The organism is Alteromonas sp. AWQ4_252, from assembly GCF_056158205.1.
Map to the genome: position 1 here is coordinate 3,315,501 of NZ_JBSWSV010000001.1, position 16,835 is coordinate 3,332,335.

The 16,835-nt window shown below is 45.3% G+C and carries 16 protein-coding genes and 3 tRNA genes; 6 read left to right on the forward strand and 13 right to left on the reverse strand.

Features of this window, described 5'->3' with window-relative positions; translation table 11 throughout:
* Window positions 1–179: 179 nt before the first annotated feature.
* The 6 genes from ACXACM_RS14600 to ACXACM_RS14625 all read right to left on the reverse strand — a co-directional run bounded on the left by ACXACM_RS14600 (window position 180) and on the right by ACXACM_RS14625 (window position 5,510).
* Window positions 180–1,175 carry an HD domain-containing phosphohydrolase gene (locus ACXACM_RS14600; RefSeq protein ID WP_474822625.1) on the reverse strand — a complete coding sequence of 332 codons (996 nt, stop codon included), beginning with the start codon at window positions 1,173–1,175 and terminating at the stop codon, window positions 180–182.
* Between the two features lie 54 nt (window positions 1,176–1,229).
* The gene (locus ACXACM_RS14605; protein WP_474822626.1) at window positions 1,230–4,547 is read right to left on the reverse strand and encodes an MHYT domain-containing protein; all 3,318 of its coding nucleotides are present in this window, start codon (window positions 4,545–4,547) and stop codon (window positions 1,230–1,232) included.
* Between the two features lie 245 nt (window positions 4,548–4,792).
* Window positions 4,793–4,869, reverse strand: a tRNA-Met gene (locus tag ACXACM_RS14610).
* Window positions 4,870–4,889: 20 nt separating this feature from the next.
* A tRNA-Met gene (locus tag ACXACM_RS14615) sits at window positions 4,890–4,966 on the reverse strand.
* A gap of 24 nt (window positions 4,967–4,990) precedes the next feature.
* Window positions 4,991–5,067: transfer RNA gene (locus tag ACXACM_RS14620), tRNA-Met, on the reverse strand.
* A gap of 143 nt (window positions 5,068–5,210) precedes the next feature.
* Window positions 5,211–5,510 (reverse strand): 4a-hydroxytetrahydrobiopterin dehydratase, encoded by a 300-nt coding sequence (locus ACXACM_RS14625; RefSeq protein ID WP_474822627.1) that lies wholly within the window; start codon window positions 5,508–5,510, stop codon window positions 5,211–5,213.
* 404 nt (window positions 5,511–5,914) lie between these two features.
* Here ACXACM_RS14625 and ACXACM_RS14630 point away from each other — a divergent pair, with 404 nt between their 5' ends.
* From ACXACM_RS14630 to hemN, 6 genes are all read left to right on the forward strand, one after another.
* Window positions 5,915–6,832, forward strand: a complete 918-nt coding sequence (locus tag ACXACM_RS14630) for a mechanosensitive ion channel family protein (RefSeq protein ID WP_474822629.1) — start codon at window positions 5,915–5,917, stop codon at window positions 6,830–6,832.
* Window position 6,833: 1 nt separating this feature from the next.
* Window positions 6,834–6,992, forward strand: a complete 159-nt coding sequence (locus tag ACXACM_RS14635) for an entericidin A/B family lipoprotein (RefSeq protein WP_474822631.1) — start codon at window positions 6,834–6,836, stop codon at window positions 6,990–6,992.
* Between the two features lie 232 nt (window positions 6,993–7,224).
* Window positions 7,225–7,620: a DUF3718 domain-containing protein gene (locus tag ACXACM_RS14640; protein ID WP_474822632.1), complete on the forward strand. Its 396-nt coding sequence runs from the start codon at window positions 7,225–7,227 to the stop codon at window positions 7,618–7,620.
* A 434-nt stretch (window positions 7,621–8,054) separates the two neighbouring features.
* Window positions 8,055–8,333 (forward strand): hypothetical protein, encoded by a 279-nt coding sequence (locus ACXACM_RS14645; protein ID WP_474822633.1) that lies wholly within the window; start codon window positions 8,055–8,057, stop codon window positions 8,331–8,333.
* A gap of 211 nt (window positions 8,334–8,544) precedes the next feature.
* Window positions 8,545–11,100: a TonB-dependent receptor gene (locus tag ACXACM_RS14650; RefSeq protein WP_474822635.1), complete on the forward strand. Its 2,556-nt coding sequence runs from the start codon at window positions 8,545–8,547 to the stop codon at window positions 11,098–11,100.
* Between the two features lie 110 nt (window positions 11,101–11,210).
* Window positions 11,211–12,581: an oxygen-independent coproporphyrinogen III oxidase gene (hemN, locus tag ACXACM_RS14655; protein ID WP_474822636.1), complete on the forward strand. Its 1,371-nt coding sequence runs from the start codon at window positions 11,211–11,213 to the stop codon at window positions 12,579–12,581.
* On the opposite strand, the gene ACXACM_RS14660 is transcribed toward hemN, so the two are convergent.
* From ACXACM_RS14660 to moaB, 7 genes are read right to left on the reverse strand one after another with little or no spacing between them, the layout of a single operon-like run.
* A complete protein-coding gene (locus tag ACXACM_RS14660) occupies window positions 12,582–13,595 on the reverse strand; it encodes an ATP-binding cassette domain-containing protein (protein WP_474822637.1) in 1,014 nt (337 codons plus the stop codon).
* Window positions 13,583–14,260 carry a molybdate ABC transporter permease subunit gene (gene modB / locus ACXACM_RS14665; RefSeq protein WP_474822639.1) on the reverse strand — a complete coding sequence of 226 codons (678 nt, stop codon included), beginning with the start codon at window positions 14,258–14,260 and terminating at the stop codon, window positions 13,583–13,585. Before modB ends, ACXACM_RS14660 begins: the two co-directional genes overlap by 13 nt.
* Window positions 14,250–15,032, reverse strand: coding sequence for a molybdate ABC transporter substrate-binding protein (gene modA / locus ACXACM_RS14670; protein ID WP_474822640.1), 783 nt, complete (start codon window positions 15,030–15,032; stop codon window positions 14,250–14,252). Before modA ends, modB begins: the two co-directional genes overlap by 11 nt.
* Before the next feature lie 6 nt (window positions 15,033–15,038).
* Window positions 15,039–15,512, reverse strand: coding sequence for a molybdenum cofactor biosynthesis protein MoaE (locus tag ACXACM_RS14675; RefSeq protein WP_474822641.1), 474 nt, complete (start codon window positions 15,510–15,512; stop codon window positions 15,039–15,041).
* Window positions 15,513–15,761 carry a MoaD/ThiS family protein gene (locus tag ACXACM_RS14680; protein WP_474822643.1) on the reverse strand — a complete coding sequence of 83 codons (249 nt, stop codon included), beginning with the start codon at window positions 15,759–15,761 and terminating at the stop codon, window positions 15,513–15,515.
* A complete protein-coding gene (gene moaC / locus ACXACM_RS14685) occupies window positions 15,758–16,243 on the reverse strand; it encodes a cyclic pyranopterin monophosphate synthase MoaC (protein ID WP_474822644.1) in 486 nt (161 codons plus the stop codon). The genes ACXACM_RS14680 and moaC overlap by 4 nt, the downstream gene beginning before the upstream one ends.
* Window positions 16,243–16,752: a molybdenum cofactor biosynthesis protein B gene (moaB, locus tag ACXACM_RS14690; RefSeq protein WP_474822645.1), complete on the reverse strand. Its 510-nt coding sequence runs from the start codon at window positions 16,750–16,752 to the stop codon at window positions 16,243–16,245. Before moaB ends, moaC begins: the two co-directional genes overlap by 1 nt.
* Window positions 16,753–16,835: the final 83 nt, after the last annotated feature.

Genomic DNA, 16,835 nt, shown 5'->3' on the forward strand with positions numbered 1-16,835 from the left:
TTCACTATTCACTTTACAGTGCCGCGTTAATCTCGAAACAGAAATCAGCCCGCTTAATCACTGTATGGCGCGCATTATACTGTCACAGATACAAGATAGCAACTGATGGGACGTTATTTATGCGCTAATTAGTGCGAGTCGGCCGTTGCTGCGCAAATCCAACCATCACGCTACAAGATTTATTCGTCGTCAGGCCATTTTGCTTTGATTTCGGTGAAGGCCTCAATGTTTTCCTCCACCAAGGGCAACAACGCCGGATCAAAGTGAATGCCTGATTGCGATCGCATAAACGCAAGGGTTTTATCCACCGGCCATGCCTCTTTGTAAGGTCGTTTGCTGGTGAGGGCATCAAATACATCGGCAACAGCCACAATCCTTCCGGCTATAGGAATGTCATCACCAGCTAGCCCTTTGGGATATCCTGAACCATCCCACTTTTCATGGTGAGTCAGTGATACGGTTCTTGCCAGCTTCAACAAGTCAGAATCAGCATCGCCTAAAATTTCCGCACCAATTTCAGGATGCTTTTTCATAATAGCGAACTCTTCATCAGTGAGCTTGCCGGGTTTTAACATGATGCTATCAGGAATACCTATTTTGCCAATGTCATGCATGGGTGCGGCATGAAGCAATAGTTCAGCTTGCTCTTCGGTAAAGCCGTAGGCCTTAGCAAGTACATATGACATGTGACTCATACGCAGTACGTGCATACCGGTTTCGTTGTCTTTGTATTCTGCAGCGCGGCCAAGGCGCTGAATAACCTGCATACGCGTACGGCGAAGTTCATCTGCCTGCACTAATGACAGGTGATTTTTGACTCGTGCTTTGACCACTGCTGGTGAAATGGGTTTGGTAATATAGTCAACGCCGCCAACGGCAAAACCTTCTGCTTCATCTGTAGCATCGTTAAGTGCGGTAACAAAAATAATTGGAATAGTGCTTAATTCGGCAAACGTTTTTAGGGCTTTACATACTTCAAAGCCCGTCATTCCCGGCATCATTACATCCAGTAAAATTAAGTTCGGACGCTGCTTATCAGCCAACCGGAGTGCCTCGTCACCACTCTTGGCAAAATACAATGAGTAATCTTGCGCAAGTAATTGCTTTAAAACGCGAAGGTTTACCGGCTCATCATCAACGAGCAACAACTTGGGTTTACCGAGACCACTTTCCACTTCTTATCCTTACTATTATCGTTACGCTCTTGTGAAATCTTGAGAATTAACCGGTTACGTGTTTTCAAGTTCCTGAATAATGCTATCTAACTGATTAGCAGCATGTTCGAATTCAAAATCATCCATATCTTGTAGTATAGCTTGAATTTTTGAGTCGTAACCGTCAAAACCAGTCGCTTCACAGACTGCAATTAATTCTTCGTCAACCTGGTTTTCCATCGCACAAACCCGCAGCGCCTTAAGAGTAGTTAGTAGCCCATCATTAGACGTACTTTGGGCAGGTGCTGAATGACTTTCCGGAGTTTCAGAATAAGCAGACACTAGCTCTTTGACCTGGCAAAGCGCAGACTTTAACTTTGGAATGTCTGCTGCGGTAAGCGTTTTCGAGCGCGCCTTGCGTTCATATTGCTCTGCCAAATCCATAAATTTTATAAGGCCCAGGTTTCCACTCACGCCTTTGAGACCGTGAAGCTGTTTTGCCACTTGTTCAAAATCTTCCATGACCAGGTAGTCCACAAGTCCATTAATGTCTTGCTTGCCAGTGTGAATAAACTTCTGAATCTCTTTTACTGCCGTAGTCTTGTCTCCCCACAATTGTTCAGCACGTAGCAAATCGATACCTGAATCTGCTCTTGCATTCACTACCCTCGTTTCAGTGCGGGGAGCGTCAATTCCTAAGACACGGGCCATCTCATCTTGTAAGGCTGGAAAATCGATGGGTTTATTGGCAAACCCTTCCATACCGGCTTCCAGTGCATCCTGTTTATCCTGAACAAGTACACTTGCAGTGAGCGCGACGATGGGCAACCGAGACAAATTGTGATCTAGCTCCCACTGTCTCCATGCTCTTGCTGCCGTCAACCCATCCATTACGGGCATTTGTAAGTCCATGAGAACAATATCAAAAGTGCCAGACTTCATCTTTTCAAGTGCTCGCTGCCCGTTTTCAGCTACTTCTACAGTATGTCCATCCCTGGTGAGTAATAAACTCACCAGATCAATGTTTTGACTGATATCATCAACGGCAAGTACACGCAATGGCGGCAGGGAAACGGACACATTTTGATTATCTCTCCGTTTTGCTGCTTGAGGTACTAAAGGCAATGTAAAGGTGAAGTTTGTGCCTCGCTCTGCTTCACTTGAGGCCGTAATACTTCCGCCCATCAATTCAACCAACTGCTTACTGATAGTTGTGCCAAGCCCTGTTCCACCGTACTTTCGACTCATCGATGCATCAGCCTGAGCAAAAGCATCAAACACTTTACTCAGTTGCTCGGGAGTCATTCCAATACCACTGTCGCTTACGGAAAATACGACGCTGGATTCGCCATCTGGGTACACCTCTATTTCAACTTCGCCATGAGCCGTGAATTTAACTGCATTACTGATTAGGTTACTCAGTACCTGCCGTATTCTTTCAGGCGCGCCGTGATACACTGTCGCCAGTGAAGGAGAAACACGGACAGTGAGTGTCAGCCCTTTGCGCTTCGCTTCAATCCAGAATGTTGATATGACAGTATCTATTTCCTCAGTAATAGAAAAATCGCGGAACTCCAAATCCAGTTTGCCTTTATCTAGCTTGGCACTGTCGAGGATATCGTTAAGCAAGTGCAGTAAAGACCGGGCCGACCGATTGATAGTGGTAAGGTGTTTGTGTTGAGCATCAGAGAGCTTTTCGTCCAACAAAATATCGCTAAATCCAATGATTGCGTTCATTGGCGTACGTATTTCGTGACTCATATTGGCCAAGAAACTCGCTCTTGCTTCAGCGGCTTGCTCAGCCGCGGTTTTAGCATCAATTAACTCATTTTCCATCGCTTTGCGAGAGGTGATGTCCATAATAAAGCCATCGATAAAAGAGTGTCCCTTATCTTCCGTGGCTTCTACACTAGCGTATTCTTGTAACCACTTTGTCTCGCCACGAGCCGAGCGGATCCGGTATTCTATGTAATACTCCTTTTCACTTTGACGGGCTTGAATTAAATTAGCCTGGTCTTCTTCGATCACTAAGTCGATAAATGATACTGTGCGGCTACCGCCAACAAATGCTGAAGGTGCATAACCAGTAATATCCTGAACGCCTTCACTAATAAACTCGAAAGGCCAGCCTGGCTCATTAACACTTCGATAAGCAATGCCGGGTATATTGTGGAAAAACGACGTCAATTTCGCTTCATTTTCTCGTATGGTTTGCTCCATTGCCTGTCGTTCGCGATTGTCACCGACAATAACAACAAAAAGATTATCTGAGCCTACTTTAGTGTGACCCACACTCACTCGTACAGGTATCAGTTCTCCACTACTTGATATGGCTTCAACATCACGGCTCACACCAAGAATTTCCTCGTTACCGGGGTTAACTTGTTTTGAAAAAAAGAGCTGGTTGTACTTATATTGTTTGTCTTTAGGAATCATTATGTGAATCGGTTCGCCATGCAGCTCTTCTTGTAACCAACCCAAAATCCGCGTAACAGCTTTATTGGTATTGACAATTCGACCCTGTTCATTAACGGTGATGATGCCATCAACAGCCGTGTCCATCAGTGCAAGCTGTGTCCGGCGGCTCATTTCCGCCTTCTGGGAAATATCCATATAGCGAAATAGCAGACTTATGCCCGATACAATTCCTATCATCAATAATGTAAAAAAGCTCACGTAACCGGCAAGGATATAAGAAATATTAGATGTTTGAGCTGATGTCTCAAGCCCGGGCGGAGCCACAAACCTGGCAGCAAACATGCCAGTATAGTGCATACCAGCAATTGCTACTCCCATGACGAGACCGGCGAGAAGCGTTGTTCCTTTTAGGGGTTTCTTTTTCGTCGCGCGACTCAACCCATACTTTATCCACAGCGACAGCATGGCAAGGAGAACGGCCACTACTATTGATAATAAAAACATGGGCAAGCTGTAACGCAACAATGGAGCCATTTGCATCGCAGCCATGCCAGAATAATGCATGGCTCCTATACCCGCCCCCACGAGCACACCACTTATCGCTATTTGTCGAAAGGACACCTCACCGTGAATTAAGCTTTTGAGCGCGACGTACGCTGCCAAGAAGCCGGGAATCAATGAAAGAAAAGTCGTCTTTGGATTGTAAGTGACGGATGTACACAACTCAAAAGCCAACATACCAATGAAATGCATGGCCCATATTCCGCCTCCAAGGGCAAAACTTCCAAGGAAAACCATGATCTGTCTGCGCTGATTATTTTGCGATTGGGCTGCCTGACCAGCAACAGTGAAAGCCATAAAAGAAGCTGCTACAGCGATTAACACTGAGAGCAACACCATTGGCGTCGAAAAATCTCCTGTTACGAGCAAGGAGGTGTCTGGAATGACAAAAAAAGACTGTAGCCATTCGAGCATGGAAGATCCGGTTATTGTATTGAGTCTATGCGCAGACTATCAGTTATAGATGTTTGCACAAGCCATGGAGTTATACCAAAGTATAAATTTGCCGCAATTTAACCCTAATTGATAATAATAAACAACACCGCCAATCCACATCACTAATTGAACTGACAACAGGAGAAATGGCAACAATAAAAAAGTTTGGAGACTCAACGCTGTGAGATAGTGCTTATTTACAACGTTTAAAACTAAGGGGAAATTGGTTGCGGGAGCTGGATTTGAACCAACGACCTTCGGGTTATGAGCCCGACGAGCTACCAGACTGCTCCATCCCGCGTCCGACGAAATTGTATTTTTTGGTTGCGGGAGCTGGATTTGAACCAACGACCTTCGGGTTATGAGCCCGACGAGCTACCAGACTGCTCCATCCCGCGTCCGAAAAATACAGAGTAATACGTTGGTTGCGGGAGCTGGATTTGAACCAACGACCTTCGGGTTATGAGCCCGACGAGCTACCAGACTGCTCCATCCCGCGTCCGTATTACTTCTCAGCTTGCGCTTGAGAGGTGCGTATTATACATAGGCGCTTTGTCTTAGCAAGGCCTGTGTATCACAATATTGCATTTTTTTGACCACATGAACAATAAACCAACAAAACGCAGAAATAACCAGCATAAGTCAGTAAAGACCATCCATTTTTTTTGCGAGTTTAAGGTCTTTTTCAGATAACCCACCTGCATCATGAGTAGTAAGAGTCACTTCCACTTTATTATAGACGTTAAACCACTCCGGATGATGATTGAGCTTTTCTGCCCACATAGCGACCTTAGTCATCCACCCGAATGCTTCTACAAAATTACTGAATCGATAGGTTTTACGAAATGTTCCTTCTGTCAGCGACCAGCAACTGTCTTGCGGCAAATCAGCATTTAGTAAATCAAGTGCCGCTAGGCATTCTTCCTGCGAGTATTTTTCCATCGCCAGTTTCTCCACGGTAGTGTCAAAACTTTACTCTGCGTGCAAAGTCTTATTTTCTCAAGTATCGTCTTTATACTTCATTTGTAGACGGTGGATGCAGAACTTTACAATTTTGCTTAATCAAGGTGCCCCTCTCTCGGGGCAAAGAAGTTTCATGCCGTTCAACACCACAATTTTTCAAACAATATGAAAAATTTTCACGCCTGCTCCACCTATATTATCCCGGGTCGCTTTAAACCTTGGAAGGTATTTCTCTACGGCACATTTTTTGTCTGTCCCATGGGAATCCTGCCAGCAATTGCTCGGCACTAACAACAAAAAACTGGAAGATAAGACTGCAGTCCATCTTGGTTCGATTCTTGCGAAAGAACTGATTATCAAATGTAACCGAATAATGGAGAATCATGGAGTTTCCACAGATTGACAAGGTTTATTCACTAATAAATGAAAAATTACAGACCTGGTTGGAAAGCGGTATAAAACACCTGCCTAATATCGTGGTCGCTATCATTATTGCTATCGTTTTCGGCGTCCTGGCGAACCTGATTGGCAAAGGCGTGCGCCGAATTCTCACCCGTACTTTTGAGTCTAAACAGATTGCGGAATTACTCACCTCCATAGTAAAAGCAGGCGTACTGTGTGCGGGTATTTTTATTGCCCTTGATTTCGTCGGACTACAAGGAACAGTTACGTCACTCCTCGCTGGTGCCGGTATCGTGGGTTTGGCAATAGGTTTTGCGTTTCAGGATTTAACCGAAAACTTCATTGCAGGCATCGCTATGGGTATTCGAAAGCCTTTTGAAATTGGTGACGTTATTAAAGCAGAAGGTGTTTTTGGCAACGTGGAAGCCATTAACCTTAGGAACACATTAGTTACTACCTTCTACGGACAGCGCGAAATCATTCCCAATAAACTCCTGTTTAGAAATATTCTCACCAACTACAGCGCGATTGGTAAACGCAGACTGGAAATTCCCGTGGGTATTTCCTATGCCGATAGCCCCGAAGCAGCAAGAGACGCTATCGTCAACGCCCTCAATGACAAAAAGTATGTCATTAATAAAGATGAAACTAACGTCTACGCTGCATCGTTTGGCGACAGCAGTGTGAATTTACTGGTGTGGTTTTGGATCACTTATCCTGGAGAGTTCAACTTTATGGAAGTGCGCCACGACGCCATCGTAACGATACAAAATGCACTGAACGACGCAGATATATTAATTCCATTCCCTATCAGAACCCTGGATTTTGGCGCTAAAGGCGGGGAAAAGCTCAGTACAATGTTGTCAAATCAAACTAACGAATCATCGAAGGAAACCTGACATGAAAAAAACACTTCATAGCAACAAATCCACCGCACCATGGCTGTTACTGGCTATATCTCTTTTTACCGCGTCACTGGCAGGATGCGCAACGGTTGAAGGAGTCGGAAAAGATATACAATCTGCAGGCGAAGAATTGGAAGAAGCTGCGGAAAACTAATTACAAGGGCGTTTTTCGCCCTTTTTCTCACAGCAGGTAACATCGAGCCAAGGAAGCATCAATCAATACAAATCAACAACTTAAATCAAACACCTTACGCATACCCCTCAACCAAAGTATAAGTACATATACCAAAGTATTATCCCTATCCTTTTCTCGTCATGCATTTTTTTGTTTAATTAATCCCGAACAAACAACACAACATTTTAAACAACTATTCGAGGAATTAACCATGTTGAAAATTGTTAAGACTTCTTTTGCAGTAGCAGCAATGGGATTAGGTTTTACTGGCGTAGCACAAGCTAACATCAACGACGCACTGGCAAATATTTGTACAATTGTACAAGCTGATGACAAAGGCGAACTTCGTAAAAAAATTCGTTTAGTAGAATCTGACTACCGCTTGAAGCTACGTGATTACTACTCTGGCATTTCTTGTGGCGGTAATAGTTTGATCAGAACAGCGATTCTAAACAATGCTGTTGAAGCAGGCACACTGCTGGTCAAAAAGATGCCAAAAAATGATTTGTCAGCGCCGGAACAAGACGGCAAAACACTTCAAGCATGGGTATCTGAAGGTGGATACCAGGACAATGCAATCGCTGGAGTATTGGCGAAACGCCTCTAAATTCACTAAACAATTTACAAAAAACCATTTCAACATGGTAACGGGTGAAAACCCGTTTTCAAAAAGCGGCGGCAACGCCGCTTTTATCTATTGCAATAAAATCATAAGGTTATATCGACCTATTACGTATTCATCCTAATACTAAAATGTAAGATACCTTCATGCCGCTATGAGTATCAAGATAGATTGATATTACTGGTGAATCATTTCAACATGGTATGTGGGCTAACCCACGTTTAGCGCTTTACTTGGTGAGGCGCTTTTTTTTCGTTTACACATCACACAACCTATTCAAAAGTCTATGTTTTATTGCTAACTCGTATTGATTTACATACTTTCGTATTACCTCAACATTATCTTTTATCCGTAATTTCCTCTGTAATTGGGATATAGGCAATCGCGCCAAATAACATCGAGTCTTAAAGGTCGGAATAATGAAAAAAATACCAGGTTCATTGGCTGCATTACTCACTATCTTCATTTCATTCGGGTGCTTGGCCAATCCTGGCGAAATTGATAGCCGGATGTTGTTGGAAACAGAATTAGAGAAGAAGCCAAGGCAATCAAAGCAAGCAGCGCTATACCCTTTGTATAACGAAGTAAAAACAAACCAAACATTTGGGGAAGAAAAGCAATTACGCAGGTCACAAGTGCAACAGCCTGTGCTCTTTAAATCTTTACCAAGTGGCTTAATTGCCGGTCCTCAACGCTAGTTTCACCAGAAAGGTGTGAACCTTTCATCATGGTAAGCAGGGACCCCCTGCAACTCCACGGCTCCGCAAGGAGCCGTTTCTCTTTCTGGTCAGACCTTTTTACATTTAACTAATGATCCCCGGCTAACTTTGAGGCAAAATGAGACCAAGTGTCGTCGATGGCCCCTTACTGGGCCCATTCATTAGCCCCATTTATTGTTGGAAGTAGGAAATGTCAGCAGCCTTTTCATCAGCTAAACTCATAAAGTATCCAGGTCTGCTTCTTGCCATATCAACTTCCTTGCATACGTGGGCAGAAACCAAAGAGGCCGGCAAACTTGAGTACATCGAAGTTTTAGCACAAAAGCGGCCTCAGTCCATCCAGGCTATTCCTGTAGCCGTAACTGCTCTAAATGGTAATGAATTTAATTCCCTGGGCGTTGCTGACGTCTATGATTTACAAGGCTATGCACCAGCCTTTTCTGCGTTTCAGAGCCAAAGCGCAACCAATACTTCATTTTCTATACGAGGTATAGCCACCTCGTCTCAAAACTTTGGCTTTGAGTCTTCCGTTGGCTTATATGTAGATGGTGTATATCGCTCCCGGCAAAACGCCGTAGTCAACGATTTGGTGGATATTGACCTGGTTACAATCCTTCGCGGCCCACAGGGCACCCTGTTTGGTAAAAATACACCTGCAGGCGCAGTCTCATTCAGCACTCGGGCACCAAGCTTCACTAATGGCGATGGATTTTTCAGTGCTACCGCTGGCAATGACAATTTATTTAAGGTCAGCGGCGCCAGTTCTTTTGTCGCGGTCGAAGACGAACTCGCCTTTCGTGTATCTGGATTTAAAACCAAGCGGGATGGATGGGTCGATGATGTTCACCTTGGTCCTGATTTGCTCAATAATCGCGACCGCTCAGGCGTGCGACTGCAAGCTCTCTATCTACCCACGAACGCTGTGTCAGTACGTATTATTGCAGATTATACCCAATTGGATGAGCGTTGTTGCGCAACGCTAACCTGGCAGGACAACCGGCAAGCCGAATATGTGCCCGGCAAAGTTGGCACAGACACCTTGCTCATGTCTCCCCTATTCAATGCCACGCTCTTTACCCGTAGCGATTATTTCGACTACGCTACAGCGCTGAACGATGCCCCTCATTCTGTTATGCGTGATAAAGGACTATCTGCAGAATTCACCTGGGAATACTCTGCACCGTTAACTTTTCACGCACTAACAGCATGGCGAAGTATTGATAGCGTTGATGAAACAGACACTGACTTTACTAATGTCGACTTACTATCTACCACTAATGATGCAGAGCAACAGGCCTTCTCTCAGGAACTTCGTTTCACCTATTCTACTCCCACAACGACCACTGTAGCCGGGATATATTATTTCAGTCAGAACCTCAATCTAGATTTTGCTATCACTATTGGCGATCAGTACGTGGATTTTTTTTCGCAAAGTGCTTCCGCACTATCGCCTCTTTTAGATGGCATCAATGTGTTAAGTGAAGCTACATCCGGCCTGATAGCGCCTGTTGCTAACCCGACACCAGCAAACACCGACTTTGCCCACACTGCCTATCAGGAACAAAACAGTACCGCGTTATTTGCTCAGACTGATTGGCAATTTAAACCTGAATGGACAGTTACAGCAGGGCTTAGATATACCCGCGAACGCAAAACCCTGCGCGGCGAATATACAGAAACTGGGCCTGGGATCAATGGCTTACAAACAGAAAAGAATCGATGGCCCAACCCTGTAGAAGCTACCGGAGCGCTTATCAATACAGCGACACTGCTGGCAACCAACCAGGTGCCCAACCTATCAGATCTTGGTAGTTTAGCCCCGTTTCAACAGCCAGGATGGGGATTTTACTTCCTCAACACGGCTTCAATTTTACCCCGCCCCCCCGTTGATGAGACTCGCACAGATAACCAAATCACAGGTACAACCAAGCTTAGCTGGCAACCCGCTTCTGATTCTTTGTATTACCTAAGTGCCGCGACAGGCTTTAAATCAGGAGGTATGAATACCGATCGCATTGCTGAAGGCCTTGCATTGCAGTTCGCCCCTGAGAAGTCAATGGCATTTGAAATAGGTGTAAAGAAGGATATTGAACCCTTAAACCTTCGCATTAATGCGGCGATTCATTCAACCAGAATTACGGATTTGCAAGCCTCGACATTTACAGGGCTCGGCTTTAATTTGCAAAACGCCGGAGACATAGACGCTAAGGGGTTCGAAGTGGAAATGACCTGGTTTGCAAACAGCGACCTGGAGGTTAAAGTCAACCTAGCGAGAACCCTTGCTAAATTTGCCCGATTCGAAAAAGGCACATGCTGGGCGACATACACCTGGCATACAGATAGTGACGACCCCGGACGACAGTCACCAGAACTACCATACTGTTCCAGAACGGGTAATAGATTGGGCTTTGAACCTGAAACTTCAGTTACTCTTATGCTCGCACAAACACTAATGCTTGGTCAGTACCCGCTAATAATAGGGGCAGACTATCAGTATTTCAGTGATTACTTACTCGATCACAATAACGACCCTTATAAGCATATGTCAGATTATGCCTTAGTGAATGCCAGGGTTCAGCTCGTCGTTCCCCAGTGGGATGCAGATTTTACCTTGTGGGCCAGAAATCTGCTCAATGAGGAATACGTCGCCAGAAACGGTTTTGATGTACCAGTACAGACCGGCAAACTCATGGCTTATCCCGGACAACCTATTTCTTTCGGGCTGACATTGCAAAAGCACTTTTAATTAACTGCCAATAACAAACACTGTCACGCCACTTCTTTGAAGGAGATCAATACCGGTGATTTTCTTCCTCTATACACTTTGCGTTATCAATTTAACGTCGAGTGCTCTCAATGTCTGTACAAAGTCTGTTCAACGAACCACTGTTAAGTAAGTATAATATTAACGGCCCCCGTTACACATCCTATCCCACCGCATTGGAGTTCACTTCACTGCCGCAACAAAATCCCCTCGAAGCTGCATTTGATCAATCCCGGTTACAGCCATTGTCATTGTATATTCACATTCCATTTTGCCATCAGCTTTGCTACTACTGCGGTTGCAATAAAATTGTGACCCGACATCAGGAAAAAGCAGACCGTTACCTCGACTATCTGGAAAAAGAAATTAAACAGCTTCCCGCCTGCGCTAAAGCTTCACCTTTGAAACAGATTCACTTGGGAGGAGGGTCGCCAAGTTTTCTTACTTTAGCCCAACAGAATCGTTTGATGACGCTACTGACAAACCATTTTACGTTACATCCAGCGGTACAAAAAAGTATTGAAATTGACCCCAGAGGTGTAACGTCAGAATACCTTAGCGGTTTAAAAAAACTGGGGTTTAATCGCCTGAGCATCGGCGTTCAAGACACCAGTAAAAAAGTACAGCAAGCTATTAATCGCGTGCAAGAAACGTCACATATAGCATCGCTGGTAAGTGATGCTAAACAGATGGGCATGACATCTGTAAACCTGGATTTAATCTACGGCTTGCCACATCAAACTGTTGCCACGTTCAACGATACCTTAGATCAAGTCCTCAAGATGCGTCCACACCGCGTATCTCTGTTTAGTTACGCACACTTGCCTTCGCGGTTTGCTGCACAAAGAAAGATTAACGATGCTTGGCTGCCTCAGGCACATAACAAAACAGCGCTGATGAAACTGGCCATGGAGGTTTTATGTCGTGAGGGTTACGAACTCATTGGCATGGATCACTTTGCCCTGCCCAATGACGAGCTTGCCCAAGCACAGCAAGCGGGTGAATTGCACCGCAATTTCCAGGGGTACACCACTATGGGAGACTTGAATTTATTGGGCTTGGGCGTGTCATCCATCAGCGCAGTTGGTCCCGCTTACCTGCAAAACCCAAAGACCCTTAATGACTATTACAGCAAGTTGGACTACGGAGAACCAACTCAGGATCACGGTTGTTTCCTCTCTCGTGATGACATAATAAGGCGCTATGTTATTCAAGAACTGATGTGTAATTTACGGATTGATACTGACGAAGTTGAAAAGCGATTTTCTATCTGTTTTGCGTATTATTTTGAAAAGGAATTAACCGCTTTACAGACATTCATTGACGACAAAATGATTACACTATGTACCGGTAGTATCTACGTTAAACCCAGCGCTCGTCTATTCATTCGGGTGATTGCGATGACATTTGATGCCTATTTGGCACAAAAGAGCAACCTTCATCGCTATTCACGGGTTATTTAATCAGCGAAGTTTAAACCTGGCTGTGACCCTTTCCCCCGGCGTGAAGCCCAATCTGTCCTGAGAGAGCTGGCTTATTTGCGCAAATAAGCGCTGATGACCAGCTTTCAATGTCAGCATAACTTGCCCATCCCGGGGTTCTGATATCTGCTCCACACTGCAGGGAATACTGTTCACAATGGAAGATGCTAATGCCGCTTCCCGGTCGACACTTACGTCTCTGGCATCCACGGTTAATGTGGCTTTATCTCCTTCAATATGTGGGTTGCGAGCATAAATAAGATAATTTTCACAACTGATCTCATAACATGCATGCCCGGTAAGTTCGGCCGATAGTCGCCCTGTCAGTACAGAAAATGGGGTTTCAAATTCAGTGACTTCTTCTGTAATCGCAGCAATGACCTCTCCCGACGGCCCTTGGTGGATGATGCTCGCACTTTCTAACCACGCCATATAGTCACAATACAATGCAAGTTCTCTTAAGTCGTGGGAAACCATAAGCACTCGCAGTCCTTTTCCCGCTAAAGAAGATAAGTAACGCAAAACTGCGTGTTTTAATTTGCTGTCCATAGCACTTACAGGTTCGTCCAACAGCAGAATGTCAGGGGAATTTAACAAGGCTCGGGCAATCGCAACGCGCTGAGCCTCTCCCCCTGATAGAGCGTCAGGCATCCGTGTCATCAGGTGGTTACACTGACAGCCCAGTACCACTTCATCAAAATGGTATGTTTGCTTGCGGGCAAAATCTGCAGCCAAAAGGAGGTTTTGTCCCACCGACAAGTGGGGGAACAGCAAGCTGTCTTGAAATACCAGCCCCACTCTGACATCACCTGATAGCTGAAAACCCCACTGGCCGCTAACACTGGCTCGCTTGTTCAATCCAGCCAGACATCGGAGAAAGGAAGATTTCCCCGCCCCGGAAGGGCCACTCATGCCAACAAAACTCGCTTTTTCGGGCAACGAGATACTGGCATGAAGGTCAATACCGGGTAAACCCGCTTTAACTAAGACTTCCATGAAGACACTCCATTGCGGTTAAAGCGATACATCAGGCCCATCATGAAAAAAGAGAAGACTAACAAACCAAAGGCCAGCAAGTGGGCTCGCGGGTAGTCAAGTGCTTCAACATGCTCGAACAATGCAATGGACAACACCTGTGTTTCTCCAGGAATATTACCGCCTATCATCAACACCACACCAAATTCACCCACCGTGTGAGCAAAGCTAAGTCCCAACGCAACTACAAATGCCGGTTTACAAATGGGCATTATTATTCGCCTGAAACAGGACCACCTTGACATACCCAAGGTTCTCGCCACATCTATGTAACGACTGTCCAGTTGAATGAAACTGGCGTAGAGTGGCTGTACTGCAAAGGGCAAAGAGTAAACCACAGAACCTGCGACAAGACCTGCAAAAGAAAATGCCAGTTGTTCGCCCACTATGGCATGCCATAGTTGTCCACCAATGGCATTTGGAGAAAAAACAACAAGCAAATAAAACCCCAAAACAGTGGGCGGTAGAACTAAGGGCAAAGCAACCACCGCTAACACCCAGTGTTTTGCCTTGTGCTTCCAGCGGGAAAGCTTCCAGGCAAGCGGTACGCCAATGATCATCAAAACAACGCTGGTTATCGCGGCGAGTTTTGCGGTTAGCCAAATAGCCGAAAGATCAGTGTCCAACGTAAACCCCCTGCTGTTTTATTACCGCGCCATATCCCCATTTTTTTAATCTGGATTGCACATCATTAGACAGTAGGAACTGCATAAACCGCCTTGCTGCATAGGGGTGATCAGCCCCTTTTACAATAACCATCGACTGCACAATTGGCGCATACCAATGAGGAGGGGGAATGAGGTAATTAGCGTCAGATTGCATGGCCAAAGACCGGGAAACAAAAGCGGCATCAACGTGCGCGGTCTGAAAATACTGCATGGCCTGCAACACGTTTTGCCCTCTTACAAACCTGCGCTTTTTGTTTGCGTCAAACTGATTAATAACCGATTGTGCAGCACTGCCGTAAGGCGCCAACCTCGGGTTTGCTAAGGCAACAACAGCAGAATCATTGTGCTTAAAAAAATCTGCAACGGTGGAAACCTTAGTACCGTGATAAACCAGTGCCAGTTTACCTTTGGCATAAGGCTTGAGGTTCTGCCTGTCTGCCTTGTTATTATTTACCAAGGCTTCGGGGCGAGCAGTATCTGCAGACAGAAAAACATCGAAGGGAGCGCCGTGAATAATTTGCGCATAGAGCGCACCACTTGAACCAACAGTGATGACAGGCTTGATGTTAGTTTTGTTTTGAAATTCTTCTGCCAACGCTTTTAAAGGCTGCGCAAAATTGGCTGCCACAGCGATATGCACTGTATTTTGTGTCGATGCCCCAAGCACAGGTTGAAAAAATAAAACCAACAAACACGTTATCACCGCGTACGCCCTGTTTTTCCACTTCACTCAACACTACTCCCCTGAGCCTGACTCTGCTTGCATCCATTTCAATGCTGCCAGATCATCTGTGTGCTTCTTATCAACCCAAACAGCGTTACCAGCCTGATATTCTTTCTTCCACAGAGGCACCGATTGTTTTAGCATATCCATAACATAGCTTGCCCCATCGAATGCCGCGTGTCGATGGTAAGCACTGGTCCCTACCCAAACAATCACCTCGTGATTGGCAATAGCGCCAACCCTGTGCACAATGCCTGCATCCAACAAACCAAAGCGCTCAAACGCCATTGAAAGCAGTTTGTTAAGTGCTTTTTCTGTCATGCCAGGGTAATGCTCCAGGAAAATTCCTTCTATAGGCCCAGCATGATTAAAGTCTCTGACTAAACCGCAAAACGTCACTATGGCACCGGCGTTATTGCTATGGTCCTGGAGTCGGTGCTGATATTCGCCGGTATCAATGGCGTGTTGACAAACTTCGACGAACATTCAGCCTCCCGTAACAGGTGGAAAGAACGCCACCTCATTCCCATCTGCTACCAATGCGCTGTCATCACAGATGGTCTGTTCTACTGCACAAAGTACGCCCGCATCAAGTGCCTCACGCCAGCGTGAAGAACGCTCGCACAGTATTTTTTTGATATCAGCAACGGTTGTTGTCGGCGTCTGAAGCGACAAAGCAAACTCTTCTTCACCAGTCACTTCCCTGACCTGAGCAAATGCTTTAATTCTAATCAATCTAACACCTCTGCTTGCCACAAGCCTTTTTTGCCACCTTCTTTTCTGACAACCCGAACATTTTCTATGCTCATAGCCGGGTCAATGGCTTTACACATATCAAACAGTGTTAACAAGGTCACGTTTACCCCTGTCAATGCTTCCATCTCAACGCCAGTTTTGCCAGATACTTTACACAAACAAGTTACTTTTATGCGGCTGTCTTCTGCTTGTACTTCAAATTGAATATCGACTTTTGTTAAGGGTAATGGGTGGCACAATGGAATCAGATCAGAACAGCGCTTTGCCCCCTGAATCCCGGCAACGCGAGCAACAGCGAACACATCACCTTTCATCACGGTTTCACTGGAAATCGCACTTAGCACAGCATCAGAAACCTTGATAAATCCTTCCGCTAAGGCAACGCGATGAGTGTCACGCTTATCCGACACATCCACCATGTTAGCATCGCCTTGTTCGTTTAAGTGACTAAAGGTCGCCATTACAATTCTCCTGTAAGGTGTTTGACGAAGTTACAAGGCCGAAAGTTGGCGTCTAACTGAGAGCGGATAATCCCCTCCCACGCTGTTTTACACGCCCCTGTGCTGCCAGGCAGACAAAATATAGCAGTGTGATTAGCAAACCCTGCAATAGCACGGGATTGAATGGTCGATGTACCAATTTCCTGATAACTAATATGGCGAAACAACTCGCCAAAACCGTCCACGGTTTTATCAAACAATACAGAAATTGCTTCAGGCGTCGAGTCTCTGTGGGTAAAACCTGTGCCACCGGTAATCAATATTGCGTGAACGTCTTTTCTTGCTATCCAGGCAGATACAATAGCCCGTTGATCATAAATATCGTCTTTTACCAATGTTCGGTCTGCAAGATTATGGCCACTTTCCGCCAACGCACTGACCAGATAATCCCCAGACTTGTCTTCTTCTAGTGTGCGGGTGTCAGAAATGGTTAATACGGCAATATTTAAAGCTACAACTGAAGATGGCATGGTGTTTCCTGAGAATAAAATCAAACGCGGCGAATCGCTTTATTTATGGTATGTTACACGTAATATTATTGTCTCTTTTGCTC